The sequence below is a fragment of the Streptomyces sp. NPDC052225 genome, assembly GCF_040679615.1.
Taxonomy (GTDB): domain Bacteria; phylum Actinomycetota; class Actinomycetes; order Streptomycetales; family Streptomycetaceae; genus Streptomyces.
Window position 1 is genome coordinate 240,843 of record NZ_JBFAVD010000006.1, and the last position, 25,175, is coordinate 266,017.

A 25,175-nucleotide genomic window follows, 5' to 3' on the forward strand; every position below is an offset into this window, starting at 1 on the left:
TGACGAGCCGACCGGTCACGCCGACTGAGGGTCCGGGCAGCGGGCGCCGAAAAGGACGCTGATCTTCCGGACCGTACGGATGTTCATGCTAGTCATGCCGCGTGGCGGGACGGACGGACAAGCCGGGCAGACTGCCCCGCCGCCGACTTCGTCGTGAACTCGCCGCTCCTGGAAGGGGCCGTGATATTCGACGAGTGAGCGCTGAATGCTGAGGTCCACCCGCCGAAGGTGCACGTGCGAGCCCTGCCGACGCCCCGGATCCCCGGTCGCCGAGCGCTCTCAACTCCCTGCGGACGGATGGGTTTCAGCCAACGTCGGCCGCCCCGGAGGCTCTGCCGAAACTTCTTCGGAACTCGGGTGCATGCCCCGGCCGATCCCGGGCAGCAGCACAGAGAGACAGCTCAAGCAGCCCACCCCCCCCGGGCGCTCGAGCCTGTGGCCCCGTCGCTTCCTCTCCCCCCTGCGAAGCGACGGGGCCGTTTCACCGGCGCGCCTCAGGCCCCGAGGACCAGGGTCCGGATCGCGAGCGCGGCCGCCCCGCGCGCCCAGGCGTGGAAGTCGCTGGGCAGGGTGTCGAGCACGACCGGTTCGGTGTCCGGGTGGCGGCGCGCGCGGATCGTGGCGGCCACCGTGTCGCCCGCCACGTCCATCAGGCCCACACCCTCCCCGGCCAGCAGGATCTTCTGCGGCAGCGCCAGGTCGGCGATCTGCGCCACCATCAGGCCGAGAGCCCGGGCCGCCTCGCCGACCACACGGGACGCCGCCGGCTCCCCGTCCGCCGCGGCGGCCAGAAGCCGTGCGTAGGACACCGGTTCTCCGGTCGCCGCCCCCACCTGGCGGCACATGCTGGGAATGGTCAACAGGGCGGCGGCGCTGCCCCGTTCACCCTCCGGCGTCAGCGGGCCGGCCGGGTCCACGATCCAGCGCCGGCCGATCCCGCCGCCGCCGTCCCGAGTACGTACCGGACGGCCCCCGATGACGAGCGCGTAGCCGATGCCCGCCCCGATCGTCAGGAGCGCGAACCGGTCGAGGCCGCGGCCCGCGCCGAACCAGGCCTCCGCCTCCGCCAGCGCCGTCACGTCGTTGTCGACGACGACCGGCAGCCCCGTCCGTTCCCGTACGAGAGGGGTCAGCGGCACCCCGCTCCACCCCAGGAACGCGTTGTCGACGACGACGCCCCCCTCGCGCACCGGACCCGCCACCCCCACCCCGACCCCGGCGATCCGCGGGAACTCCTGCCTGAACCGGCCGACGAGATCACCCAGTTGATCCGCGACCCGCTCCGGCTCGGGGTTGCCCAGCGGCACCGACCGCCGCGCCACGACCTCGCTGCGCAGCGTCGTCACGACGCCGTAGACCGTGTCCGCCGTCACCTTGAACCCGGCGAAGTGCCGCGACCCCGCGACGACATCGAGCGGCAGCGACGGCCTGCCCTGCCCGGCCCCGGCCCGCGCCGGCTCCTCGACGAGCACCCCGGCGGCGATCAGCGGTTTCGTCAGCCGCGTGAGACTGCCCGCCGACAGGCCGAGCCGCCGCGCCAGCGCGCTGCGGGACAGCGGCCCATGGCTGAGGACCTCGATCGCCACCGCCCGTTCCCTCGCGCTCAAGGCCGGCCAGCTGTCCACGTCACGTGTGCTCATACCGACGAGGATTGTTCCGCGACGAAAGCAACGTCAAGAGGTGAGCGGGGAGTTCACGGCAGTGAGCGACACCGTGCGGCCCTCTTGACGACGACTTCCTTCCGGGCCAAAAGTAATCCAGGTCGGAACCAACCTGAAGGGATCCGCCCGTGACGTTCTCCCTCGGCATCGTCGGCGCCGGCCAGTTCGCCGGACAGTTCGCGAAGCTCTTCCGTGCCCACCCCGGCGTCGGCGACCTGTACGCGACCGACCTGATCCCCGACCGGGCCCGTGACCTGGTCGCCGCCGAGCGCCTGACCGCGACCTTCGACTCGTACGACGCCATGCTGCGCTCCCCGGACGTCGCCGCCGTGGCGATCTTCACTCAGCGCTGGACGCACGGCCCGCTCGTCGTCCAGGCCCTGCGCGCGGGCAAGCACGTCTACTCCGCCGTCCCGATGGCGATCACCGAGGAGGAGATCGCGGCGATCATCGACGCCGTACGGGAGACCGGACTGACGTACATGATGGGCGAGACCAGCCAGTACAACCCGGCCACCGTGCACGCTCGCGACCGGATCGCCGACGGTGCCTTCGGACGGCTCTTCTACGCCGAGGGCGACTACGTCCACGACATGGACCTCGGCTTCTACGAGGCGTACCAGTACAGCGGCGGCGCCGACTGGAAGGCCACCGCCAGCTATCCGCCGCTGCTCTACCCGACGCACTCGGTCGGCGGTGTGCTCGGTGCCTGGGACACCCACGCGGTGAGCGTCTCCGCGATCGGCGTGGCCGACGAGCGGGGGGACGGCGTCTTCGACAAGGACGTCAGCCAGTTCGGCAACGACCTGTCGAACGCGACGGCGCTCTTCGAGGTCGCGGGCGGTGGCTCGTTCCGTACCAACGAGTTCCGCCGCGTCGGCTACCCCTCCCACATCCGCGAGTCCCGGTTCCGGTTCTTCGGCACCGACGCCAGCATGGAGCAGCTCGCCACGGTCAGCTTCTGGCAGGACAAGAAGGGGGTCACGGACATCACCGAGCTGCTCCAACCCAGGCCCACCCTGGCGCCCGACGACCCTTCCCTGGAGAAGATCGCGCCCGCGCTGCGCGCCGCCTTCACCTCGGGCTCCGCCCCCGTCCACGACCGCACCCGGCTGCCCCGCGTCTTCGACCACCTGCCGAACGGGCACGAGGGCAGCCACCACTTCCTGGTCGACGACTTCGTCACCGCCGTCACCACGGGCACGCACGCCCCGGTCAACGCCTGGGTCGCCGCCCGCTACACCCTGCCCGGCATCGTCGCCCACCGCTCGGCCCTGCGCGACGGCGAGCGCCTGCCGATCCCCGACTTCGGGAACCCGCCGGCCTAGCCCTGCCCGTCTAGCCCTGGTGGAAGTGCTGCCGCCCCGGCTCGCCCTGCGGGGCGGCGGCGGCCTGTGCCAGCAGACCGTCGGCCTGCTCCCTGGGCAGCTTCTGCTCGGTGCCGCAGAACGTGCACTGCGTACGGAACCGCGTCGACACCGGGAACAGCGGCACGAAGAACAGCGTGAACTTCGTGACGTACTTGCGCAGCGTGTGGGCGGCGGGGTTGCCGCAGCCGCCGCAGACGAGCGTGAGTATCGCGAGCTGATACACGTAGCCCCGCGTACCGAAGATGATCATTGGTGGTCCCTCCCGGTCGACGGCCACCGTCGAGCGTCCGTGGCCCGCGACCATCGTAGACAGCGACCTCTTGAGAGCCGGATGTGATCACGGAGCGAATGGTCGCGACTACGAGGTGTCGCGAGAAGGCCGTTCTGGCGGGCCGAATCGGCATTCCGGGCTCCGTGATGAAAGGATTGCGGCATGGCAATCAAGACCTACTTCGACATCACGATCAACGACGAGCCCGCCGGGCGGATCACGTTCAACCTCTTCGACGACGTCGTCCCGAAGACCGCGGAGAACTTCCGCGCGCTGTGCACCGGCGAGAAGGGCTTCGGCTACGCCGGCTCCTCCTTCCACCGCGTGATCCCGGACTTCATGCTCCAGGGCGGCGACTTCACCGCCGGCAACGGCACGGGCGGCAAGAGCATCTACGGCGAGAAGTTCGCCGACGAGAACTTCCAGCTCAAGCACACCAAGCCGGGCCTGCTCTCGATGGCCAACGCCGGCCCGAACACCAACGGCTCGCAGTTCTTCATCACCACCATCGTCACCGACTGGCTGGACGGCAAGCACGTCGTCTTCGGCGAGGTCGAGGACGGCATGGACCTCGTGAAGAAGATCGAGTCCCTCGGCTCGCGCAGCGGCGCGACCTCCGCGAAGATCACGATCGCCGAGTCCGGCCAGCTCTGATCCTCCACAGCTGACGCACGGCACGGAGCCCGGCCCCGCCACGACGGCGGGGCCCGGCTCCGTCCGTATGTCCATGTGCGCCGACTCCAACTCCACGGCGCCGCCCCCGGGTTAAGGTCTCCGTCACCGGACCAGTGATCCAACTCACCGTTCCCACAACCCGGGAGGCATCCGTGCGCCTGCGCACCGTACCCACGCTGCTCCTGTCCGCCGCCCTCACGGCCGGAGCCCTCGCCGCCACCGCGGCACCGGCGGCCGCCGCGACCACCGCCCAGGCCTCCTTCGAGGACCAGCTGCGCGCGATACCCGGTGTCACCGTCACCGGTGTCAGCGACAAGGAGGGCCACCCCCTCTACGCCTTGTCGATCACGCAGCCGATCGACCACACGAAGCCCCGACTGGGCACGTTCCAGCAGCGGTTCACGCTCTGGCACAAGTCGACGGCGAAGCCCGTCGTCGTCTACACCGGCGGCTACGGCCTGTCCTCCTCGACGCGCGAGCCCACCACGATCCTCGACGCGGGCCAGCTCAGCATCGAGCACCGCTTCTTCGGGCCCTCCGTCCCGGCCGGCGGCACCCCGTGGGCGAAGATGACGGTCCAGCAGGAGGCCGCCGACGAGCACGCCATCGTGCAGGCGATCAGACCCCTGTACGAGAAGTCCTCCAAGTGGCTCGCGACCGGCGGCAGCAAGGGCGGCATGACGGCCACCTACCACTACCGCTTCTACCCGAAGGACTACGACGGCGTCGTCGCCTACGTCGCCCCGAACGACGCGAACAACGACGACGACAGCACGTACGAGCGCTTCTTCGAGAACGTCGGCACCCCGGAGTGCCGGGAAGCGCTCGCCGCCGTCCAGCGCGAGATGCTCGCGCGCCGCGACACCCTGCTGCCCAAGTTCGAGCAGACCGCGAAGGACGAGGGCTACACCTTCACCAACACGCTCGGCACCACCGACCGTGCCTACGAGTTCGCCGTCCTGGACCAGGTGTGGAACTTCTGGCAGTCGGGCACGTACAGCGACTGCCCGACCGTCCCGGACGCCAAGACCGTCTCCGACGACGAGCTGTACACGTGGTCCCTCGGCCACGGCCTGTCGATCTACGAGGACTCGACGCTCGGCGCCAACAGCAGCGGCCCCTACTACCGTCAGGCCGCGGCCCAACTCGGCTGGGCCGACCTGAAGTTCAAGAACCTCAAGGGCGTGCGCCACTACCCGGACATCTACCAGCCGAACTCGGTGCTCCCGGCCGACATGCGCACCACCTACGACGGCACCGTCATCAAGGGCGTCGACAAGTGGGTGCGCACCGAGTCGCAGCGCATGCTGTTCGTGTACGGGCAGAACGACCCGTGGAGCGCCGAGCAGTTCACGCCGAGCAAGCGCGACTCGTACAAGTACGTCGTGCCGAACTCCAACCACGGCGCCCGGATATCCGCGCTGCCCACCGACCAGAAGGACGCCGCGACGGCGACGATCAAGCGGTGGGCCGGTCAGTAGGTCCGGCCATCAGCGGTCTGCGGTCTGCGGTCTGCGGTCTGCGGTCAGCCGAAGCGTTCGATGCGGATCCGGTCCACCGGCTGACCGAGGCCGACGAGCAGCTGGGAGGCGTGCTCCGCGAAGGAGTTGGAGCCGCAGACGTACGCCTCCCATTGCGGCGCGCCGTCCGTGAAGCACGGCGCCAGATGGTCCGCGGCCAGGCGCCGGCGCTCGCCCTCGCGGGTGAGCACCGGCGTCGTCTCGGCCGCGTACTCGTCGGCGTAGATCAGCTCCGCGCGGGTGCGCGCCGACACGAACAGGCGCAGGGGCGTGGCGAGTTCCAGGCGGCGGTGGTGGCGCAGCATCGACATCAGCGGGACGACGCCGGAGCCCGCACCGATCAGCAGCGCCGGGCGGTCGCCCGGCCACGCGAAGAAGCCGCTGTTGGGGCCGCGGACCTCCACCTCGTCACCGACCCGCGCCACCGTGTGCAGGTAGCCGGAGACCTCGCCGCCCTCGACGTGGTCGAGGGTCAGCTCGATGTGCCCGGAGTCGTCGGGCGCCGAGGCGAGCGAGTAGTGCCGCTGCGCCGTGTACCCGTCCTCGGCGGTCAGCCGCAGCATCAGGTGCTGCCCCGGCAGATGCCCCTGCCAGCCGGGCACCGCGAAGCGGAACGTGGACACCTGCGGCGTCTCACGGCGGATCTCGGTGAGCACGGCGCGCTGCCAGGTCGTCGCGGTCTGGTTGCTCACGGCGATCCGGCCGGGCACGGCGAACCGGGTCGGGGGCGTGAAGGCGGGGGCCTGGGCCGTCATGTTCTCGCTCGTCTCAGTCACCGGCGTAACGCTGCTCTTCCCACGGGTTGCCCCGCGCGTGGTACCCGTTCTGCTCCCAGAACCCGGGCTCGTCATGGTCGAGCAGACGCAGACCCGCGAGCCACTTGGCGCTCTTCCAGAAGTACAGATGCGGCACCAACAGGCGGGCGGGGCCGCCGTGTTCGGCGGGCAGCGGCTCGTCCCCGTAGGTGAACGCGACCCACGCCTTGCCGCCCGTCACGTCGGCGAGCGGCAGATTCGTCGTGTACCCGGTGTGCGCGTACGCGACGACGTGGGTGGCCGCCGGATCCGGACGCACGGCGTCGAGGAGCACGTCGAGCGAGACCCCGCCGAAGCGCACCCCGAACTTCGACCAGCTCGTCACGCAGTGGATGTCGCCGTGATACGCGGAGGTGGGCAGCGCCTGCATCTCGTCCCAGGTCCAGGTGCGCTCCTCGGCGACCAGCCCGTCGATCCGCAGCGTCCACTCGCGCGGCTCGATCCGGGGCGTCACCTCCGCGGACAGGACGGGCCAGTCGTCGCCCGCGTCGTACTGGCCGGGCGGCAGCCCGGGGTTGTGCACACGGGGGCGGCCGACGAAGCCGCGGGTGGGGTGGCCGGTCATGCGGAGGTCTCCAGGAGCGAGAGGCGGCGCCCTGGTCGAGCGTCGTGGGTGCGCGGGCGCGCACGGAGAACCATGCCATTCATGAGGGATTTCCGCACGTCGCAGCCCTATGAGCGGGGGCCTGCCGGCACCCCGAGGGGCCGTGCGAGGCCGGTGACGCCCTCGTCGAGCCGCTGGAGGTGACGAAGGACACGGAACGTCACCGTGTTCGCGGCCGGGACGCCCAGGCCGTCGGTCTCCAGCATCGCCGCGATGCTCGCGCCCGCCTCGACGGCGGCCGTCGTCTGCTCGTCCTTGACGTGCGCGACGAGCACCTCGATGTTGTGGTCGATGCGCCGCGCGGCGCGCGCGAGCCGTGGATCCGCCCCGACCCGCTTGCTGTACGGCACGAGCTCGGCGGTCGCCGCCAGCGAGCGGGCGTGGTACGCCGACGTCTCCAGGAGCGCCACCAGATAGCGGGCGGTCTGGCGGCGCCCGCGCAGCGGCGTGATCGGATGCGTCAACGGCTGGGTGGACGCCCGCAGTTCGTCGAGGGCGGTGTCCAGGTCGCGGGCCTTGTCGAGGAGGTCGACGGCGGGGCCACCGCTGAGCTGTTCCACCGCGCCCGCGACCACGTCGCCGAGCCGCTCCAGGACGGTGGCGAGCTGCTCGTCGGTGTGCCGGTCGGTGCGTACGGGCAGCACGAGCATCGCCGCGATGATGCCGCAGGCCGCGCCGAGCGCGGTCTCCTCGATGCGCAGCACGAGGACGTCGAAGCTGTAGGTGTTCAGGAGCGTGTACAGCAGGCCCAGCATCGCCGTCACGAAGAACGACATCAGCGCGTACGACAGGGGAGCGGTGAAGAACATCGCGAAGACGCAGACCAGGACCAGGACGAACGCGATCCACGTGTGGTTGCCCACGGCGCCGGCCAGCGCCACACCGGCGACGACTCCGAGCACCGTGCCGAGGAGCCGCCGGTAGCCCTTGACGACGATCTCGCCGGTGGACGCCGTGTTGAGGAAGACGACCCAGCACGTGAGCACCGCCCAGTACCAGCGCTGGCTGGAGAGGAACTCGCCGCCGACGATGGCGAGCGCCGAGCCGACGGCGACCTGGAACGCGGCCCGGGTGGTGGGCCGCTGAAGCCCGGCGGGTTCCTCGGGCTCCGCCTCGGAGCTGGTGATCGACACGTCCTCCGCGTCGAACTCCTCGCGTGAGCGGGTCGTGGCGGGGGAGTCGTCGGACTCGTCCTGCGGCCCGTCGAGCGCGAGCCGCAGACCGAGGACCGCGCGGGCCGCCTCACCGATGCCGCGGAACACGTCCTGCACGGCGAGGGTGGCGCCCGGCGGTATGCACTCCTCGTCGCGGTAGCCGAGCAGCCGGTTGCGGATCTGGGCGACGGCCGTGCCCCGGTTGGCCTCGGCGGGGCGCGCCACCATCAGGTGCAGGGAGCCGAGGTCGCGGCGGAGCGTCGCGGTCGCCTCGTCCTCGCGCGGCAGCAGCCGCCCGGTGGCCGGGACCGGCGCGTTCGGCAGGTGCAGGGTCAGGGTGTCGGCGCGCTCGGCGCTGCGGGCGGTCAGGAGCAGCATGCCCAGGCGCTCGGCGGCGACCTCCGCGTCGGCGACACGGCGCTGGATGAGCGCGGCGGTGGCCTCGTCACGGGTGCCGTCCTCCAGGCGCCCCTGGATCATCAGCGCCGCCTCGTGCAGCCGCGCCGTGTGCCGGCGCAGATCGTCGAGGACGTCGTCGAGCTCCTGCGGCGCGGCGTCGAGCAGGCGCGTCTGCGCGGTCACCAGCTGGGCGAGCCGCGCCCGGAACGCCTCCCGCAGCCGGCCGAGGACGCGCTGCGGCGTCTCCGGCACCAGTGCGAACCTGGCCACCGCGCCGCACGCGAAGGCGATCGCCAGCGTGCCGTACAGACGCGGCAGCCCGTCGACCGTGGCGTTCACGAACAGCGACACGAAGTAGACCTGGAAACCGATCAGGCCGAGCGCCGTGCCCCGGTCGCCGAACCTGCGGCTGTAGACCGCGCCGAAGATCAGCGCGACGAAGAACAGGTCACCGGCGACGACCCTGCTGTGCAGCAGCGCGCCGAGCGACACCGCAGCGAGCGCCACCGGCAGCCCGAGCGCGAGGGTCACGGCCTGCCCGCGCACCGTCTTCTCGCGAATCGCGAACGTGCCGACCATCGCGGTCATCGCGCCCGCGACCATGTACGTCACGTCGGTGCCGAGCAGCGCGAGCACGGCGAGGGTCAGGCCGATCGCGGTGACGGTGCGCAATCCGGCCATCAGGCGCAGCAGCCCCGGGTCGGAGGCCACGAAGCGGTCCCAGGTCGCGGTCAGGGTCGGCGTCCGCGGTCGCGCCACCAGTGTCACTCCAAGATCGATCCGGCGTTCGTGCTCCCGAGCATACGAGGAGGTGAACGCGGTCCCGCAGGGCGCATGGCTCACCCTTCGCCGGCGCTGACGGCCTGTCGCGACATGAGGCCATTCGGTCGGACTCGGCCGGGCGCCTCGCGCGTACGCCCGCCGTCCGGCCGGGGCCCCGCACGATGGTCCGATGATCGACGTAGTGGTGCTCCTGTGCGGAGTGATCGGTGTGGCCCTGCTGACGGAAGCCGCATGGACGATGCGGCGCAGCGTGCAGGAAGGGGGTGACACGACCGCGGTGGTGGCGAAGGCCGTCCATATCGCGATGGCCGCCTCACTGTGCGGGGCGCTCGGCCTCACCGCGATCCTGATCTTCGCCGTGGGGCACTGACTACTCGCTCGGCACTGCTTTGAGTACGGCCGCCACGAGCGGCCCCGACGACTCGCCGCCCCGGCCGCCGCGCTGCATCACGGCGGCCGCGGCCAGGTCGCCGTGCCAGGCCGCGAACCAGCCGTTGGGCTCTTTCTGCCCGATGACCTCGGCGGAGCCGGTCTTCGCCCCGATGTCCCCGGTGAGCCCCGCCATGGAACCGGCGGCGGAACCGGCCGTCGCCGTCGTGTGCAGCAGATCCCGCAACTGCCGGTGCGCGGCCGGGTCGAGCGTCCGCGACGCCGTCGCGAGCGTGCGGTGCCCGATCGACGGCGCCACCAGGTACGGCTGCCGGAACGTGCCCGTCCGAGCCGTCGACACCACCGACGCCATGGTCAGCGGGTTCATCCGGACCTCGCCCTGCCCGATCATCGAGGCGGCCTTCGACGCGGCGTGCTCCACGGGCACCGCGCCGTCGAACGCGTCGACGCCGACCGACCAGTGCTCCCCGATCCCGAACACCTCCCGGGCCTGGCGCGCCAGTGCGTCGTCGGCGAGCTTGCCCGCCTGCGTGATGAAGGCGGTGTTGCAGGACGCGGCGAAGCTCGTACGGAACGTGCCGCCGGCGATGTCGAAGTCGTCGACGTTGTGGAACTGCCAGCCGCCGTACGAGGCCGTCTTCGGGCAGGGGTGCGGCTTGTCCGGGTCGGCGATGTGCTTCTCAAGGAGCAGCGACGCCGTGATCATCTTCATGGTGGAGCCGGGCGCGAGCCGCCCTTCGAGCGCGATGTTCGGGCCGCCCGTCCGGGAGTTGGCGACGGCGAGGATCTCGCCGGTCGACGGCTTGAGCACGACCAGGGACGCGTCGGTGCGCCTGGCCACCTCCCGCTCGGCCGCCGCCTGCACCCGGGCGTCGAGCGTCGTCCGCAGCCGGCCCGGCGCACCTTCGGGAACGGTGAGGAGGACCTTGCCCGCCGGAGGCGCCGCGTCCGAGCTCGCCCGACCGTCCGGCACCACCCGCAGTTCGAGCCCGGGCCTGCCGCCCGCCGTCTTCCCGTACGAGCGGCGCAGCCCCTCCACGACGGGCTTGAGCGAGGGGAACGTCTCGGTGTCGAGCGCCCGCCCGCTCCGGTCCGCCGCGCGCAGCGGCGCGGCGCCCGTCTCCCGCGTCTCGAGCCGCTTGCCCGCGGTCAACTGGGGGTGCGGCACGGACGGTTCCCAGCGCACCACCGGCTCACCGTCCCCGGCGCGCCGCACGACGGTCAGCGCGGTGTCGTACGTGAGCGGGGCCCGCGCCCCGTCGTACGCGAACTCCGCGCCGACCCCGACCGGCACCCGCGTGCCCTGCGCCGCCCCGGGCGTCAGCCGCTTCGGTACGAGGTGGGCCCGGTCCCGGTAGGCACGCAGCGCGGCGCCGGCCGACGCCGCGTCCGAGGTCCGGCGCGCCGCCCCGTCCGTGTCGCCCTCGGCCCACGCGTCGAGGAACCCGTCGGCGGCCGACCTGACCTCCGCCGCGGACAGCGGGCCGGTGCGCGGCTCGTCCCGGCCGCCGAACACCGCCCAGGCGCCGGCGCCGATCCCCACCAGCGCGAGCGACGCGGCGCCCACGATCCAGGCGGGCCGTCTGCCGGACGCACCCGCCCGAGGTGATCCGGTGGTGTCCTGCCGCTCGCCGCCCACGGGGCCTCCGCCCTGCCGCACCTGATACCGACGCCTCACCGTAGGGCGGTGAGCGGTGCCGCTTCCTGTCGGAGTGCGCCGTTCAGGGGCGCGCTCGCCGCGCGGCGCGCCGCCGCAGCCACCACGCGCAGCCGCCGGTCACACACGCGACCCCGGCGAGCAGCAGGCCCAGGTCGAGGGGGTAGTCAAGCGGCAGCACCGAGGGGTTGCGCGGCCGACCCGGGCGCAGCACGACCGGCACCGCCACCAGGATCAGGCAGCCCGCCGTGATCAGCCCGGCGCGCAGCGCACCGCGGGCCCGCCCGCCGCCGATGAGCAGGCCGACCGCCATGACGAACGGAACGAGCAGCCCGTCGTGCACGACCACCGCGCCGACCAGCCACACGGCGACCTCGGCAGGCGTCCCCGCCCGCGTCCCGGACCACAGCTCCGACACGCCGATCGCCGCGACACCCACGCCCACGGCCCCAAGTGCCCAACGGAATACAAGGGTTCGGCTCATGCGTCGAGCACCTCCAGCCGGGACACCCATTTCGTCTGGAGCACACCGGGCCGGTTCGGCGCGATGATGCGCGCCGGGAAACCGTGGTCCAGGGAGAGGACCTCCCGGTTCAGCCGCAGCGCGAGGAGCGTGAGGTCGTCGCGGCTGTACGGCCGGTCCATCTCCGTCACGCGGTACGCCCCGCCGCGCTGCAACGACACCACCCGCAGCCGCGCACCGTCCGGCACCCCCGCCCGCGCCAGCAGGTCACGGACCCGTACGCCCTCCCAGTGCGCGGTCTTCGACCAGCCCTCCACGCACGCGATCGGCAGCGTCGCCGTGTGGTGCGGCAGGGCGCGCAGCTCCGCGAGGCTGAGGGAGTACGGCCGGGGCCCGGTCACCGTCAGCCGCCAGTCGGCGAGGTCGTCGCGCCGCACCCGCGCCGCCCGCGCCGTGCGGTTCACCGGCAGCCCCTGCGGGCCGTGGTCGGGGTGGCGGGGCGCCAGCAGGGTGAGGTTCTTCAGCGGGGTGACCGACTGCCCCGCGGTGACGGCGGTGACGGTGCCGACCGCCAGACCGACCCCGATGAGCAGCGAGCGCCTGTCGGGCCCGTCGGGGGACGGGGTCCGCGCGGCGCGCCAGTGCTCGGCCACCAGCGGGGCCTTGACCGCGAGATGCAGCAGCAGCGACCCCACGACGACCCAGGCGAGGGCCCAGTGCACGGACCGGAACGAGAACGGCCACGGATACCACTGCGCCGTGTTCAGCAGACCCATGGACACCTCGAGCAACGTCGCGGCCACGAGCACCCCGATCGACAGGCGCTCCAGGGCGTGCGCGACGGACCGCACCGGCGGCCACGCGAGCAGCCGTGGATACACCGTCCACAACTTGGCGAGCAGCAGCGGGATCGCGGCGATCCCGCTGATCACGTGGGCGCCCTGCGTGACCCGGTACCCCCACACCGGCCGCGTCGGCACCCGCGCCGAGAGCCAGCCGGGCGGCTCCTGGAGGTAGTGACTGACCAGACCGGTCGTGAAGCAGACGAGGATCGCGACGCCGAGCAGCCGGCCGATGACGGTGGCCGTGCGCGGATCGTGCAGCGGCGCCCGGATGACGGGCGGCCGGAGGCGGAGGTTCATGGCTCCATCCGACCGCTCCGCATGCCGGTTTCCCAGCTTTCGCGGCATTACGGAAGTCTGACGCGTCGTCGATGTTCCCCGTCTGGGGGATGCCCCCCACGCCGTCCGGCGGGTCTGCCGGATGGTCCGACCGGCCCCCGCCCGGCGAACCTTGGGCCATGGACGATCACGCGAAGACCTCATCCGCGCCGCCGACCCGCCGCCGCGTCCTCACCGTGGGCGCGGCCCTGCTGACCCTGCCCGCGACACCGGCCCTCGCCGCGCCCCGGGACCGGGCCGCCGACCGTGTACGTCTGCGGCTGCTTGCCCCGACCGGTCCGTACCCGGTCGGCACGACGACACTGCGCCTGGTGGACGACGCCCGTCGCGACCCGTGGACGGCGGGCCCCGTACGGGAGTTGGTGGTCGACGTCCGCTACCCGGCCGCCGCCGTCGCCGGGCACCGGCGCGCACCGCAGATGACGGCGGGCGAGGCCGCGGGCTTCGACCGGCTGAACAACTTCGCGGGCCTGCCCGCCGGCCGCGTCGACTGGGCGGCCACCCGCACCCACGCCCACACCGGCGCGCCCCTCGACCGCCGCGCGCCGCACCCGGTCGTCCTGTACTCGCCGGGCGTGCTCGACCCGCGCACCCTCGGCACGACCCTGACGGACGAACTCGCCTCGCACGGCTACGTGGTGATCGCCGTCGACCATCCCTACGACGTCTCCGCCGTCGAGTTCCCGGACGGCCGCGTCGCGACGAGCCGGCTGCCGCAGGAGTTCGCCGTGGCCCAGGACAAGGGGCCCGCCGCGGTGACCGCGCTGCTGAGGAAAACCGCCGACGTCCGGGTCGCCGACACCCGCTTCGTCCTCGACGTCCTCGACCGGGCCTTCGGCCGCGGCCGGCTGCGCCGCGCGCCGGTCGGCATGTTCGGCCAGTCCGCGGGCGGCTTCACCGCGCTCCAGGCCCAGCACGACGACCGGCGGATCGCCGCGTCCGCCGACCTCGACGGCGTCCTCGCGTACGTACAGGACGACCACGACGAGGGCGGCCTGTCCACCGTCGCCGCCGACGGCACGGACCGGCCGGTCCTGCTCTTCGGCAGCGACGGCAACGACCGTACGAACGTGCCCTCATGGCGCGAACTGTGGCGGCACAGCACCGGATGGCGCCGCGACCTCACCCTGGAAGGCGGCGCGCACGCGACGTTCACCGATGCCGCGAGCCTGCTCCCGCAGGTCGCCGCCCGCCTCGGCCTGCCCCGCGAGACGCTCACCGACTGGGTCGGCACCGTGCCGCCCGCCCGGGCCGTCGCCGCCCAACGCGCCTTCCTGACCGCCTTCTTCGACCGCCACCTGCGCGGCGCCGACCGGCCCCTCCTCGATGCGCCCTCGTCGCGGTTCCCCGAGGTGGACTTCACGTAGCGGGCGACCGTCACAGTGATCCGGTAGCCTCGGACCACCGCGCCCCAGGGCGTGGTGAAGGGGCGTCAGGAAGCGGATCGGGAGGCCCGGGTGCCGGAGCGCAACATCGAGTTCGGCAAGCTCGGCGCACGGGGTGTCAAAGGCCACGAGGCCGTCGCCCGACAGCTCGACCGGCTCGCCGGCTTCGTCGTCACCCCCGTCACCGCGCGCCGCGGACTCCTCGCCCGGCTGCACTATCTGACCCGCAGCGACCACGCCCGCGCCGCCGCGCGCAGCGCAGGACTGACCGTCACCGACCGCACCCTGAAGGCCTGGCTCGACGGCACGCGCCGGCCCTCGGTGAAGAACCTCGCGCGCATCGAGCAGGCCTACCGCACGGTCCGCCGCCGGAACGTGGCCCGCCACCTGCTGGCCCGCCTCAACCGCGCGGGCCGCGGCACCCGCGTCGAGATCCACCCCCTCAACCAGTCCCAGGTGCCGAGGCCCCACCAGCGCGTGGTGGAGTTCCGCGCGCTGAACGTGCGGCACTGGGACGCCGTCGTCGCGGCATGGGCGGCGTCCGACGACCGCGCCCTCGACGACGCGTGGGTGGAACAGATCGTGGATCTCGGATCGCAGTGGGGCGCCTACGAGTTCGTCACGAACGTGGGCTTCGCGGCCTGAGCGGCGCCCGTCCCACCCGTCGCTCAGCGCCTCGTCTCGTACCTGGTCAGGGTCACGCCGCCGGCCAGCGTCCGCGTCTCCACCAGGTTCAGGTCCACCCAGTTGTCCAGCGCGGTGAAGAACGGGGTGCCGCCGCCCACCAGGACCGGCGCGGTGGCCAGCACGTACTCGTCGATCAGCCCGGCGCGCAGGGCAGCGCCCGCGAGGGTCGCGCCGCCGATGTCCATCGGGCCGCCGTCCTCGGCCTTGAGCCGGGTGATCTCGGCGACGGCGTCGCCGCTGACGAGACGGGTGTTCCAGTCGACCTTGTCGATCGTCGACGAGAACACCACCTTGGACATGTCCCGCCAGCGGCGCGCGAACTCGATCTCCGCCGCGGTGGCTTCCGGCTGCTGGTCGCCGGTCGGCCAGTACGAACTCATCGTGTGCCACAGCTTGCGCCCGTACAGCGTCAGCTCCGTCGCCCGCAACTGGTCGGACCAGAACTGGAACAGCTCGTCGCTCGGCACGCTCCAGCCGATGTCGTCGCCGGGAGCGGCGATGTAGCCGTCCAGGCTCACATTCATGCCGTAGATGAGTTTCCGCATGGCGCAGGCCTCTCCGTGATCCGGTGTCTCAGGGGTACAGACCGGCGCGATGCGGAGAACTCATCGGTTCGGACACAGGCTCCTAACGCAGGCCCAGCGCGCCGATCGTCAGGTCCGCCATCGCCGCCTCACCGCGCGCGTTCGGGTGCACCGGCACGAAGTTCGTGCCGAACAGCGCCGGTTCGACCCAGCGGGTGCCGATCGGCTGACAGGCGTCGTGCCCCTCGGAGGCCGCGGCGAGATCCACGTACGTCGACCCGGTCTCGTCCGCCGCCCGCCGCACCGCACTGTTGAGGTGGGTCTGGATGTCGCGCACGTACGGTACGTCGCCGGAGGCGATCGGCATCTTCACGTAGCAGCCCGCCTGCGCCGTGGCCGGCATGATCCACGGGTAGCCGAGGACGGCGACCCGGGCGTTCGGTGCCTTGTTCCTCACCGCCTGGAGTGCGGCCTTGACGGCCGGATAGGTCTTCGAGTCGATGTCACTGCTGAACTTGTCGCCGTATTGCGACTTGCAGGGGCTGCCCTGGCCGCCCGAGAGCACGCCCGCCGTGGCGCAGGCCAGGATCGTGCTGATGAAGGTGTTGTTGTCGTTGCCGCCGATGGTCAGCGTCACCAGGCGGGTGCCGGCGCTCAGCGCGTCGAGCTGCGGTGCGACGCCCGGGTACTGCGACCCCGCGAAGTCCTTGGTCTGCGCGCCGCCGCACGTCACGTCCTTGAGGGCGGCGCCGGTCCGCTCGGCGATCACGTGCGGGTAGTTGGCGGTGGACCGGGCGCACAGCAGGCTCGCGGACGGGTCGAGCGGCAGCACGCCGGAGGCGGCGCTGTAGCTGTCACCGAGCGCGACGTACGGAAGGGGCTGCTCGGTCGCCTGCGCGGGCACGGCCAGGCCGAGCGTCGCCGCACCGGCTGCGACGGCCGTGGCCGCCAGACGGGTGCGGACAGCGTGAATCGCCATCTGTTGCTCCTTCGAAACCGGCTCGGCTCATGGCCAAGTTCCGTATGAGACAGGTGAGTTCAGCGCTGATAGTTGAAAGTTACCGATGAGTTTGAAAACGAGTCAATAGGCGTGCACGCAGTGCTGAACAGGGTGGACGGGGAGCGGGGGGGGGGGGAAGGGGGTTCCGCTTGCGGGGTGACACGTGATCAGATGTGCGCGATATGCAGGATGCGGCCTCTGGGGAGGGGCCGAGGGGTGGGGAAGGACAGCGGTGACGCACACCGTCGAGGAGACAGTTCAGCCGTGCCCGCAGTGCGGGGACACCATCAGATCCGACGCCCGGTTCACCACCTGGTGCACCGGCTGTGACTGGAACGTGGACCCGGCCGCGCCCGACCCGGACACGGGCCGACTGGAGCGGGCGCGCCGCGCGCTCGCCCGGCGCCACGGGGAGCGGCTGATCGGGGAGCTGACGGCCGGCGGCGGTGAGCGGCCCGTCGCCGCGCGCAGGGACCTCGCGAGCGTCGCCGCCCTCGCGCTCGCCCTGGCCGTGCACGGCGTGACGCTGGCCTTCACCGCGGGCGGCGTCTGGCTCCTGGTCACCGGCTGGGGGCACACCGGCCGGCTGATCGGCGCGGCGATGCTGCTCGCCGTCGCCTGCGCGCTGCGGCCCAGCTTCGGGAAACTGCCCGATGACCGGCCCGTCCTGCACAGGGAGGCCGCGCCCGCGCTGTTCGCCCTGGTGGACGAGGTCGCCGCGGGCGTCGGCACCCGGGGCGTCGACGCCGTCGCCCTCGACCTCGACGTGAACGCGAGCGTCACCACCTACGGCCTACGCGGCCGAAGGCTGCTGACCCTGGGCGTACCGCTGTGGGAGATGCTCGGCCCCCAGGAGCGCGTGGCGCTGCTCGGGCACGAGCTCGGGCACTTCGGCAACGGTGACACCCGGCACGGCATGATCGTGGCGCATGCCCTGCGCTCCCTGGGCACCTGGCACTACTTCGTGGCCGCCACGCCCCGGCCGGGGCCGCTGGAGGCGGTGCTCAACGTGCTGAGGCTGCCGGCGCGGATGTTCGTCACCGGCGTGAGCCTGCTGCTCGACGGGCTCACCCTGCGGGCGGCCCAGCGCGCGGAGTACCTGGCCGACACCATGGCGGCCCGCGCGGCGTCGACGGACGCCGCCGTCCGCCTCCTGGACGTGCTGCTCGTCGCGCCGTCCGCCGAGCGCATGCTGCGCACGGAGGGCAACGCCCGGCAGGTCCGGTCCCGCGCCGTGGACGCGGACGGTCTGTGGGAGCGGCTCGCGGCCCACACCCGGTCCGTGCCCGAGCGCGAATACGAACGTCTGCGCCGGGCCGGCGCCCGCCGCGGACACAGTGTCGACTCCACGCACCCGCCGACCCATCTGCGGCGTCGGCTGCTGACGGGGGGCGCGCCGGTCGCGGCTGCGGTCCGCACGGACGCGGCACACGACGAGGCGGTGGCCGGGGAGCTGGCCGACGCCCGGGCGAGGCTCGCGCGCGAGCTGCTGCGCGACGGCCTGCGCGGGTAGGGACGGGGCCCGTCAGGTCAGTTCGACTGCTCGGCGGCGTCCGCGGGACGGCCGAAGTCCAGGACGTCTTCCGCCGTGCGCTCGGCCTCCTGAGCGGCTTCGCGGACGTCGGACAGGACATCGCCCTGCTCGTCGACGAGACGGTCGTAGATGGGCGCGGGTGCGCTGGACGGTGCGGGCACGGTGCATGCTCCTGGTCTGCTGGTTTCCGAGGTCCCGGAGGGTTCGGGACAAAGGGGGACCCTACGCGGAGCGGGTGACGGGAGGCCACCCGGGGTGCGATCACCCGGACCGAAACTGTAACTACTAGTATGTACGGGCTGGTCGGTGACGCCCACCGGCGTTCGACGACGCACAACGACGCACAACGACGTACTGACGACAGGAGCCCCGCCCGTGCCGCCGGTCCGAATCGACGCCCTGACGACCGACCCCGCCCGCCTGAACGCCCTCGGCCGCGCCGTGCACGACGCCCTCATGGAGACGTTCGGCTTCCCGCCCGACGACCTGTTCCAGATCCTGACCGGCCACGACGGGGTCCGCAGCACCCTGCGCCACGGCGACCACCTCGGGGTGCACCACGACGACGGCATCGTGTTCGTCGGGATCACGCTGCGCGCGGGCCACCCCGCGCAGCGCAAGCGCGCCCTGTACCGGCGGATCGCCGAACTCGCGCAGGCGTACGCCGGAACCGAGCCGCGCAATGTTGTGATCACTCTCACCGAGAACGCGTCGGCCGACTGGTCCTTCGGCAACGGCGTCGCGCAGTACGCGCCGGCCGAGGACTGACCGGCACCGGCCGACCTCCACTCGGCCCGGCGCAGTGCCACGTCCGCGCCGCGGGGCGCACAAGTGAGTGGGCGGGGGCCCACTGGTCGACGTAGCATCCCGGCTTGATCCGTACCGGCAGGCGACGTGGAGGCCACCATGTACTCGAAATCCCTGGGCGACGACGGCGCCGTCCTGAGCCCTCTCGAACCCTGGCACGCCGAGGAGTTCCTCGCCCACATGGACCGCGCGCGGGAGTTCCTCGGGCAGTTCATCGGGCTCGCCGACGCCGTGCACGACATCGACTCCAGCCGGGCCTTCCTCCAGAACTACGCGGAGAAGGCGGCCGCGGACACCGGCCGGATCCACGGCATACGCGTGGACGCCGAGCTTGTCGGCGGCGTCCTGTTCCACACCATGGACGTCTCCCTCGGCACGGCGGAAGCGGGCTGCTGGCTGGAGCCGGCCGGCGTCGGCAAGGGGCTGGTCACCCGCGCTGCCCGCGCACTCATCGACTGGGCCGTCGAGGAGCGTGACATCCACCGCGTCGAATGGCGGGTCGCGAGCGAGAACGCCGGGAGCATCGCGGCCGCCCGCCGTCTCGGCTTCACCAAGGAGGGCGTGCTGCGCGAGAGCTTCCCGTTCCGGGGCCGGCGCCTCGACATCGAGGTCTGGTCGGTGCTCGCTCCCGAGTGGCGGGCATCGTCTTCTTCCTGTGGCCGCGTCCTCCCGCGCCCGGAAAACGCTCGGACACGACCCTGACCCCGCTGCTGGTCCTTGTCCTCGGCGTACTGGTCGCCCCGACCGATTTCGGGCGGGCCGTCGGCGACTTCGTGGGGGAAGTCGTGCGGAGCGTCGACTCGTTCGGGACCTGAGGTCCGGGGGCGGGGGCGGGGCCGACTCCGGCGTACGGCTAGGTTAGGGTCACCTAAGTAGGGGGCCGGTCCGGTCCTCTCGCCTGCCGTACGAAGGAGCCCGCATGACGGCGACGCCCGCCGCCGAGCCGCCGAACGCCCTCGTGTCCGACCGGCCCCGGGATCCGCGCCGCTGGCTCGTCCTCGGCGTGATCTGCCTCGCGCAACTCGTCGTCATCCTCGACAACACCATCCTGAACGTCGCCGTCCCGACGCTCACCGCCGACCTCGGCGCCACCACCGCCGACATTCAGTGGATCATCAACGCGTACGTGCTCGTCCAGGCCGGACTGCTGCTCGCGGCAGGCGCGGCCGCCGACCGCTACGGCCGCAGGCGGCTGCTCCTCGCCGGACTCGCCGTCTTCGGCGCGGGCTCGCTGGCGGCCGGACTCGCCCAGGGCACCGGCCAGTTGATCGCCGCCCGGGCAGGCATGGGTATCGGCGGCGCGCTGCTCCTGACCACCACCCTCGCGGTCGCCGTGCAGATCTTCGACGAGGACGAACGGGTCCGGGCCATCGGCGTCTGGGCCGCCGTGAACGCCCTCGGCTTCGCCGCGGGACCGCCCGTCGGCGGCATCCTCCTCGACCACTTCTGGTGGGGCTCCCTCTTCCTCGTCAACCTGCCGGTCGTCGCCCTCGGCCTGCTCGCCGTCGCCCTCCTCGTGCCGGAGAGCCGGGCCGAGCAGAGCCACCGCCCCGACCTGCCGGGCGCCGCGCTGTCGATCGTCGCCATGACCGCCCTCGTGTACGCCGTCGTCTCCGGCCCCGAACACGGCTGGAGTTCGCCGTACGTCCTGGCCGGCGCCGCCGTCGGAGGGCTCGGCCTCGTCGGGTTCGTCGCCTGGGAGCGCCGCGTCCCGCACCCCATGCTGGACATGAGCTTCTTCAGGGACCGGACCTTCACCGGCGCGGTGTTCGGGGCGCTGCTCATCACCTTCGGCAGTGGCGGAGCCCTCTTCCTGCTCACCCAGCAGCTTCAATTCGTCCTGGGATACGGCCCGTTGGAGGCGGGCCTGCGCACCGCCCCGTTCGCGCTCACCGTCGTCCTGCTCAACTTCACCGGTCTGTCGGCCCGGTTGAGCACGCGGCTCGGCATCCCGGGCGCCGTCGCGGTCGGCATGACGCTGCTGGCCTGCGGACTGGCCGCCGTCGCCCTGGCCGGACACGTCGTGGACGGGTACGGAGGGCTGCTCACCGGCCTCGTCCTGATGGGCGTGGGCTGCGCCTTCGCGAACCCGGCGATGGCCGTCGCCGTCCTCGGCGCCATCCCGCGCGAGAAGGCGGGCGCAGGCGCCGGCATCGAGGGCACGGTCACCGAGTTCGGCAGCGGCCTGGGCGTCGCCGTCCTCGGCGCCGTGCTCAGCGCCCGCTTCTCCGCGCTGATCCCGGTGACGGCAGCGTCGCTGCCCGCCGCCCTCGCCGCCGCGGACTCGGCCGCCGAACGTCGCACGGTGACGCGGGCGTTCGGCTCGGCCCTGGAGACCGGCCAACTCGTCGGCGCGGCAGCCGTGTTGACCGGCGGCCTGGTGGCGGCGGGGCTGCTGCGCCGCGCTCAGAGGACGGCACCCGCCGTCGCCGCGGTCGTCACAGATCCAGCGTGAGCCGGCCCCCCTTCGCCGCCCGCGACACGCACACCATCATCGTCTCGTTGCAGGCCCGCTCCTGCGCGGTGAGCACGCTGTCGCGGTGGTCGACCTCGCCCGCGAGGACGTCCGTCTCGCACGTGCCGCACGTCCCCTCGGTGCAGGAGTAGAGGATCTCGACCCCCGCGTCCTGAAGGGTGGCGAGGACCGAGCGGTCGCCGGGAACGGTCAACGTCCGCCCCGTGCACGCGAGTTCGACCTCGAACGCCTCGTCGCCGTCCGTGTCCACCGCCGTCGGCGTGAACCGCTCCGTGCGCAGCGCCTCGGACGGGACGAGCGCCTCGACTGCGGTCAGCAAGGACTCCGGGCCGCACGCGTAGACCAGTTCACCGGGCCGCAGATCCGCCAGATGCGCCGCGAGATCGAGCGGCCCCTCCCGAAGGTGCAGCCGCTCGGCCGGATGCCGGGCGCCCAACTCTCCGGCGAACGCCATCGATTCCCGCGACCGGCCCCCGTAGAACAAGGACCACTCCCCGTCGGCGGCCGCCAGCATCGGAAGGATCGGCGTGATGCCGATGCCGCCCGCGACGAACCGGTACGCCGGTGCCGGCTCGAGCCGGAAGTGGTTGCGCGGGCCGCGTGCGCGGACGGCCCGCCCGGGCGTCAACTCGCCGTGCACGAGGGCGGATCCGCCGCGCCCGTCCGGCTCCCGCAGCACCGCGATCCGCCACGACGACGCGTCCCCGCCGCACAGCGAGTACTGCCGCTCCAGGCCGTCGCCGAGCAGGAGGTCGACATGGGCGCCGGGCTCCCACTCCGGCAGGGGCGCGCCGTCCGGGCGGCGCAGCAGCAGGGAGACGACGCCCTCCGCCTCCTGGCGGCGGTCGGCGACGACGAGGTCGAGCGTGTCGGTCACGGGGTGCGGTCCTCTTCAAGGGTGGCGGCGGCTGCCGCCGACGGGTGATCGGGGTGGGCGAGCATCCACTCCCACATGGCGACCGGGTCCTGGCAGGTGTGCCGCGCGCCGCAGTGGCAGCGCCCGCTGAGCACATCGGTGCCGGGCAGCCATTCGATGCGGTAGACCTCGCCGGTCCGGCCGCTCATCCGGCGGCCAGCTTGCCGAGGATGCGCCGGGCGGCGAGCCCGCCGGTGTCGATGTTGATGCTCAGCTCCTGGTACCCGGCGGGCTCGGTGTCCAGGGTGCGCTGGAGCAGATTGAGCGCGTCGACGTCCTGCATGACGACGGTGTGGTTGAAGTCCCGCAGGAACGTAGTCACTTCGTCGTCCTCGACCGCGAAGTTCCGCGACACCGCCCAGAAGTCGTAGACCTTGCCGGGCGCCGACGGTGTGATCGCGTACGTGATCTCCGTACGGAAGGTGGGGGTGTCGGAGCCGGTCGGGCTGATCCGGCTGTGCAGCAGATACAGACACGGGGCGTGGTACTCGATGTCCTGGAGCCGCTGGATGCGCCCCTCGATCCCCGTGGAACGGGCGTAGAACGGCGGGCACTCGGCGTCGAGCATGTGCCGCGAGACCCGTACGATCCCGGCCGCCTCGTCGACCTCGGTCGTGATGGGCGTCTCGGCGACCTCGGGCGTGCCGATGTAGCCGCCGTGCAGATACGTCTCGTGCGAGAGGTCCATCAGGTTGTCGACGAGGAGCATGTAGTCGGCGTCGATGGGCTCCATGCCCTGCACGGTGACCCAGCCGTCCTCGACGAGGTGCGGGGCCCGCGGGATCGCCGCGGTGTCGGCCGCCTCAGGGTTGCCGACCCACACCCAGACCATCCCGTCGACCTCGGCCACCGGGTACGAACTCACCCTGGCCGTACGGGGGATGCGCTTCTGCCCGGGCACGTACACGCACGTCCCCGTCGTGTCGTACGTGAAGCCGTGGTAGCCGCACACGACCCGGTCACCGTCGAGCCCGCTCGCCGAGAGCGGGTACCGGCGGTGCACGCAGCGGTCGGCGAGCGCGACCGGTTCACCGGCCTCGGTGCGGTAGAACGCGATCGGCTCGCCGAGGATCGTCCGGCCGAGCAGCTCGCGGCCGACCTCCGAGGACCAGGCGGCGACGTACCACTGGTCACGGGCGAACGCGGACGAGGCCGAAGGGGCCGAAGAGGCGGGGGAGTCGGGCATGGCAGGCGTCCTCCTGTCGTCCCGCGCGGCGCCGTCGCCGCGCGGTGCTCCACAGAGTGGTGACCCGGGCCACACCGCCACAACGCCGCTTCCGTCAGGCGGAAGCCCCGCTGTCCGACGGTCCCGGCTGCCAGCCCAGCGCGCGCGAGATGCCGCGCCCCGCCAGTTGCACCGCCGGTATCAGCGCGGGCGTCCGCGCCCCGGCGTAAGGCACCACGACGGAGACCGCCGCGACGACGTCGCCGCGCGGCCCGCGCACCGCGGCGGCGACGGACAGAGCGTCGTCGGTGATCTGCCGGTCGCTCACCGCGACACCGGAGCGGCGCACCTCGGCGAGCATCCTGCGCAGCCGCTCGTGCTCGGTGACGGTGTACGGAGTGAACGCCTCCAACCCGCTTTCGTGGTACCGCTGTTGGAGCTCGGGGCCGCCGTGCGCGAGCAGGACCAGACCCACCCCCGTCGCGTGCAACGGCCAGCGCGCCCCGACGCGCGAGTGCACCCCGACGGCCGACCGGCCCGACAGGCGCTCGATGTAGACGACGTCGAGGCCGTCGCGCACGGCGAGGTGCACGTTCTCGTGCGTCGCCTCGTACAGGTCCTCCAGGAACGGCAGCGCGACCTGGCGCAGCCCGAGACCGCGCGGGGCGAGCGCCGCGATCTCCCACAGCCGCAGCCCCACCTGGTAGTGCCCCGCCTCGTCCCGCTCCAGGGCGCCCCACCGCGTCAGCGCGCCCGCGAGGCGGTGCGCGGTGGCCAGCGGCAGATCGGCGCGGTGGGCGAGCTGGGTGAGGGTCAGCGCGGGATGGTCGTGGTCGAAGGCGCCGAGCACGTCGAGGAGCCGGTCCGCGGCGGAGCGGGTCACCGCCGGGCTACAGGGACGCGAGGAAGTCGAGCAGGGCCGCGTTGAACGCCTCGGGCTGCTCGGCGCCCGGCAGATGACCCGCCTTCTCGATGACGCGCAGCGTGGCGTCGGGCACGAGCGCGGCGATCGCCTCGGCCTGCGCCACGGGCGTGTAGACGTCGTCGGCGCCGACCACGACCAGCGCGGGAACGCGGGCCGCGGCGAGGCTCTCGCGGTAGTCGGGGCGTTCGGCACGGCCCCGCAGCGCGGCCGCCGCACCCCGCGGATCGGTCGACCGCATCATCCCGAGGACGTGCTCGGCGACGTCCGGCAGCGCCGTCACGTTGTACGCGGCGAGCATCTTGTCGATGACCTCGTCGGCGTACCCGCCCATCCCCTCGGCGAGCAGCCGGTCGGCCAGCGCGTTGCGGTAGGCCTTGCCCTCCTCGGTCTCGGCCGGCGCGGAGGTGTCGCTGAGCACGAGCGCCCGCGTGCGCCCCGGGTGGCGCAGCTGGAACTCCATCGCGATCTGCCCGCCCATGGACACCCCGCCGACCACGGCCCGGTCCACGTCGAGATGGTCGAGGAGCGCGGCCACGTCGTCCGCGAACCGGGCGAGCAGCACCTGCCCCGGCGTCACCTCGCTCTCCCCGTACCCCCGCAGATCAGGGGTGATCACGCGGAATCCGGCCGCCGCGAGCGCGTCCGCCTGAGGCCGCCACAGCGTCCGGTTGAACGGATGCCCGTGCACGAGAACCACGGCGACCGCGTCGGCCGGCCCCCGATCGTCGAAGTGCAGTGCGGTGCCGTCCACCGTGAAACGGGCCATCGAACGCTCCTGACGTGGTTGGTCGGTGGCGGCACCGTAGGCGTGGC

26 protein-coding genes are annotated in these 25,175 nt (G+C 72.6%); 10 read left to right on the forward strand and 16 right to left on the reverse strand.

Annotated elements, in window-relative coordinates; translation table 11 throughout:
- Positions 1–494 precede the first annotated feature (494 nt).
- Complete coding sequence (locus tag AB0L37_RS12215; protein WP_365503358.1) at positions 495–1,640, reverse strand: ROK family transcriptional regulator; 1,146 nt, start codon at positions 1,638–1,640, stop codon at positions 495–497.
- A gap of 149 nt (positions 1,641–1,789) precedes the next feature.
- On the opposite strand from AB0L37_RS12215, the gene AB0L37_RS12220 reads away from it, so the two are divergent.
- Positions 1,790–2,989 carry a Gfo/Idh/MocA family oxidoreductase gene (locus AB0L37_RS12220; RefSeq protein WP_365503361.1) on the forward strand — a complete coding sequence of 400 codons (1,200 nt, stop codon included), beginning with the start codon at positions 1,790–1,792 and terminating at the stop codon, positions 2,987–2,989.
- Between the two features lie 10 nt (positions 2,990–2,999).
- On the opposite strand, the gene AB0L37_RS12225 is transcribed toward AB0L37_RS12220, so the two are convergent.
- Positions 3,000–3,281, reverse strand: coding sequence for a zinc-ribbon domain-containing protein (locus AB0L37_RS12225; RefSeq protein WP_365503364.1), 282 nt, complete (start codon positions 3,279–3,281; stop codon positions 3,000–3,002).
- Positions 3,282–3,464: 183 nt separating this feature from the next.
- On the opposite strand from AB0L37_RS12225, the gene AB0L37_RS12230 reads away from it, so the two are divergent.
- Positions 3,465–3,956, forward strand: coding sequence for a peptidylprolyl isomerase (locus tag AB0L37_RS12230; protein WP_365503367.1), 492 nt, complete (start codon positions 3,465–3,467; stop codon positions 3,954–3,956).
- Between the two features lie 173 nt (positions 3,957–4,129).
- The gene (locus AB0L37_RS12235) at positions 4,130–5,458 is read left to right on the forward strand and encodes a S28 family serine protease (protein ID WP_365503370.1); all 1,329 of its coding nucleotides are present in this window, start codon (positions 4,130–4,132) and stop codon (positions 5,456–5,458) included.
- 44 nt (positions 5,459–5,502) lie between these two features.
- Here the strand turns inward: AB0L37_RS12235 and AB0L37_RS12240 are convergent, their stop codons facing one another.
- The 3 genes from AB0L37_RS12240 to AB0L37_RS12250 form a co-directional block, all read right to left on the reverse strand.
- Positions 5,503–6,252, reverse strand: a complete 750-nt coding sequence (locus AB0L37_RS12240; protein WP_365503636.1) for a ferredoxin reductase — start codon at positions 6,250–6,252, stop codon at positions 5,503–5,505.
- A gap of 13 nt (positions 6,253–6,265) precedes the next feature.
- Positions 6,266–6,877: a sulfite oxidase-like oxidoreductase gene (locus tag AB0L37_RS12245; protein WP_365503373.1), complete on the reverse strand. Its 612-nt coding sequence runs from the start codon at positions 6,875–6,877 to the stop codon at positions 6,266–6,268.
- A 107-nt stretch (positions 6,878–6,984) separates the two neighbouring features.
- Complete coding sequence (locus AB0L37_RS12250; RefSeq protein ID WP_365503638.1) at positions 6,985–9,150, reverse strand: FUSC family protein; 2,166 nt, start codon at positions 9,148–9,150, stop codon at positions 6,985–6,987.
- Between the two features lie 271 nt (positions 9,151–9,421).
- Between AB0L37_RS12250 and AB0L37_RS12255 the strand changes: the two genes are divergently transcribed.
- The gene (locus AB0L37_RS12255) at positions 9,422–9,622 is read left to right on the forward strand and encodes a hypothetical protein (protein ID WP_365503376.1); all 201 of its coding nucleotides are present in this window, start codon (positions 9,422–9,424) and stop codon (positions 9,620–9,622) included.
- Here AB0L37_RS12255 and AB0L37_RS12260 read toward each other — a convergent pair whose 3' ends face one another.
- From AB0L37_RS12260 to AB0L37_RS12270, 3 genes are all read right to left on the reverse strand, one after another.
- Positions 9,623–11,281 carry a penicillin-binding transpeptidase domain-containing protein gene (locus AB0L37_RS12260; protein ID WP_365503379.1) on the reverse strand — a complete coding sequence of 553 codons (1,659 nt, stop codon included), beginning with the start codon at positions 11,279–11,281 and terminating at the stop codon, positions 9,623–9,625.
- An 82-nt stretch (positions 11,282–11,363) separates the two neighbouring features.
- Entirely contained in the window at positions 11,364–11,783 is a 420-nt protein-coding gene (locus AB0L37_RS12265; RefSeq protein ID WP_365503382.1) for a hypothetical protein, read from the reverse strand.
- Positions 11,780–12,904, reverse strand: a complete 1,125-nt coding sequence (locus AB0L37_RS12270; protein WP_365503385.1) for a molybdopterin-dependent oxidoreductase — start codon at positions 12,902–12,904, stop codon at positions 11,780–11,782. The genes AB0L37_RS12265 and AB0L37_RS12270 overlap by 4 nt, the downstream gene beginning before the upstream one ends.
- Before the next feature lie 158 nt (positions 12,905–13,062).
- Here AB0L37_RS12270 and AB0L37_RS12275 point away from each other — a divergent pair, with 158 nt between their 5' ends.
- Positions 13,063–14,310 (forward strand): hydrolase, encoded by a 1,248-nt coding sequence (locus tag AB0L37_RS12275; RefSeq protein WP_365503388.1) that lies wholly within the window; start codon positions 13,063–13,065, stop codon positions 14,308–14,310.
- Between the two features lie 90 nt (positions 14,311–14,400).
- A complete protein-coding gene (locus AB0L37_RS12280; protein ID WP_365503391.1) occupies positions 14,401–14,973 on the forward strand; it encodes a transcriptional regulator in 573 nt (190 codons plus the stop codon).
- Positions 14,974–14,996: 23 nt separating this feature from the next.
- Here the strand turns inward: AB0L37_RS12280 and AB0L37_RS12285 are convergent, their stop codons facing one another.
- Together AB0L37_RS12285 and AB0L37_RS12290 are read right to left on the reverse strand one after the other, a co-directional pair.
- Positions 14,997–15,560 carry a dihydrofolate reductase family protein gene (locus AB0L37_RS12285; protein WP_365503394.1) on the reverse strand — a complete coding sequence of 188 codons (564 nt, stop codon included), beginning with the start codon at positions 15,558–15,560 and terminating at the stop codon, positions 14,997–14,999.
- 82 nt (positions 15,561–15,642) lie between these two features.
- Positions 15,643–16,518: an SGNH/GDSL hydrolase family protein gene (locus AB0L37_RS12290; RefSeq protein WP_365503397.1), complete on the reverse strand. Its 876-nt coding sequence runs from the start codon at positions 16,516–16,518 to the stop codon at positions 15,643–15,645.
- A gap of 253 nt (positions 16,519–16,771) precedes the next feature.
- On the opposite strand from AB0L37_RS12290, the gene AB0L37_RS12295 reads away from it, so the two are divergent.
- A complete protein-coding gene (locus AB0L37_RS12295; RefSeq protein ID WP_365503400.1) occupies positions 16,772–18,052 on the forward strand; it encodes a M48 family metallopeptidase in 1,281 nt (426 codons plus the stop codon).
- Positions 18,053–18,069: 17 nt separating this feature from the next.
- Here the strand turns inward: AB0L37_RS12295 and AB0L37_RS12300 are convergent, their stop codons facing one another.
- Positions 18,070–18,234 (reverse strand): hypothetical protein, encoded by a 165-nt coding sequence (locus AB0L37_RS12300; RefSeq protein ID WP_365503403.1) that lies wholly within the window; start codon positions 18,232–18,234, stop codon positions 18,070–18,072.
- 214 nt (positions 18,235–18,448) lie between these two features.
- Here AB0L37_RS12300 and AB0L37_RS12305 point away from each other — a divergent pair, with 214 nt between their 5' ends.
- The 3 genes from AB0L37_RS12305 (at position 18,449) to AB0L37_RS12315 (ending at position 21,335) form a co-directional block, all read left to right on the forward strand.
- Positions 18,449–18,841, forward strand: coding sequence for a tautomerase family protein (locus AB0L37_RS12305; protein WP_365503406.1), 393 nt, complete (start codon positions 18,449–18,451; stop codon positions 18,839–18,841).
- A 138-nt stretch (positions 18,842–18,979) separates the two neighbouring features.
- Positions 18,980–19,582: a GNAT family protein gene (locus AB0L37_RS12310; protein WP_365503409.1), complete on the forward strand. Its 603-nt coding sequence runs from the start codon at positions 18,980–18,982 to the stop codon at positions 19,580–19,582.
- 217 nt (positions 19,583–19,799) lie between these two features.
- Positions 19,800–21,335 carry an MFS transporter gene (locus tag AB0L37_RS12315; RefSeq protein ID WP_365503412.1) on the forward strand — a complete coding sequence of 512 codons (1,536 nt, stop codon included), beginning with the start codon at positions 19,800–19,802 and terminating at the stop codon, positions 21,333–21,335.
- Here the strand turns inward: AB0L37_RS12315 and AB0L37_RS12320 are convergent.
- The 5 genes from AB0L37_RS12320 to AB0L37_RS12340 form a co-directional block, all read right to left on the reverse strand.
- Positions 21,319–22,233, reverse strand: a complete 915-nt coding sequence (locus AB0L37_RS12320) for a PDR/VanB family oxidoreductase (protein WP_365503415.1) — start codon at positions 22,231–22,233, stop codon at positions 21,319–21,321. The genes AB0L37_RS12315 and AB0L37_RS12320 overlap by 17 nt on opposite strands.
- Entirely contained in the window at positions 22,230–22,421 is a 192-nt protein-coding gene (locus AB0L37_RS12325; protein WP_365503418.1) for a hypothetical protein, read from the reverse strand. The genes AB0L37_RS12320 and AB0L37_RS12325 overlap by 4 nt, the downstream gene beginning before the upstream one ends.
- Positions 22,418–23,458, reverse strand: coding sequence for an aromatic ring-hydroxylating dioxygenase subunit alpha (locus AB0L37_RS12330; protein ID WP_365503421.1), 1,041 nt, complete (start codon positions 23,456–23,458; stop codon positions 22,418–22,420). Before AB0L37_RS12330 ends, AB0L37_RS12325 begins: the two co-directional genes overlap by 4 nt.
- Before the next feature lie 94 nt (positions 23,459–23,552).
- A complete protein-coding gene (locus AB0L37_RS12335) occupies positions 23,553–24,320 on the reverse strand; it encodes an IclR family transcriptional regulator (protein ID WP_365503424.1) in 768 nt (255 codons plus the stop codon).
- Between the two features lie 7 nt (positions 24,321–24,327).
- Positions 24,328–25,128 (reverse strand): alpha/beta fold hydrolase, encoded by an 801-nt coding sequence (locus AB0L37_RS12340; RefSeq protein WP_365503427.1) that lies wholly within the window; start codon positions 25,126–25,128, stop codon positions 24,328–24,330.
- Between the last annotated feature and the right edge of the window lie 47 nt (positions 25,129–25,175).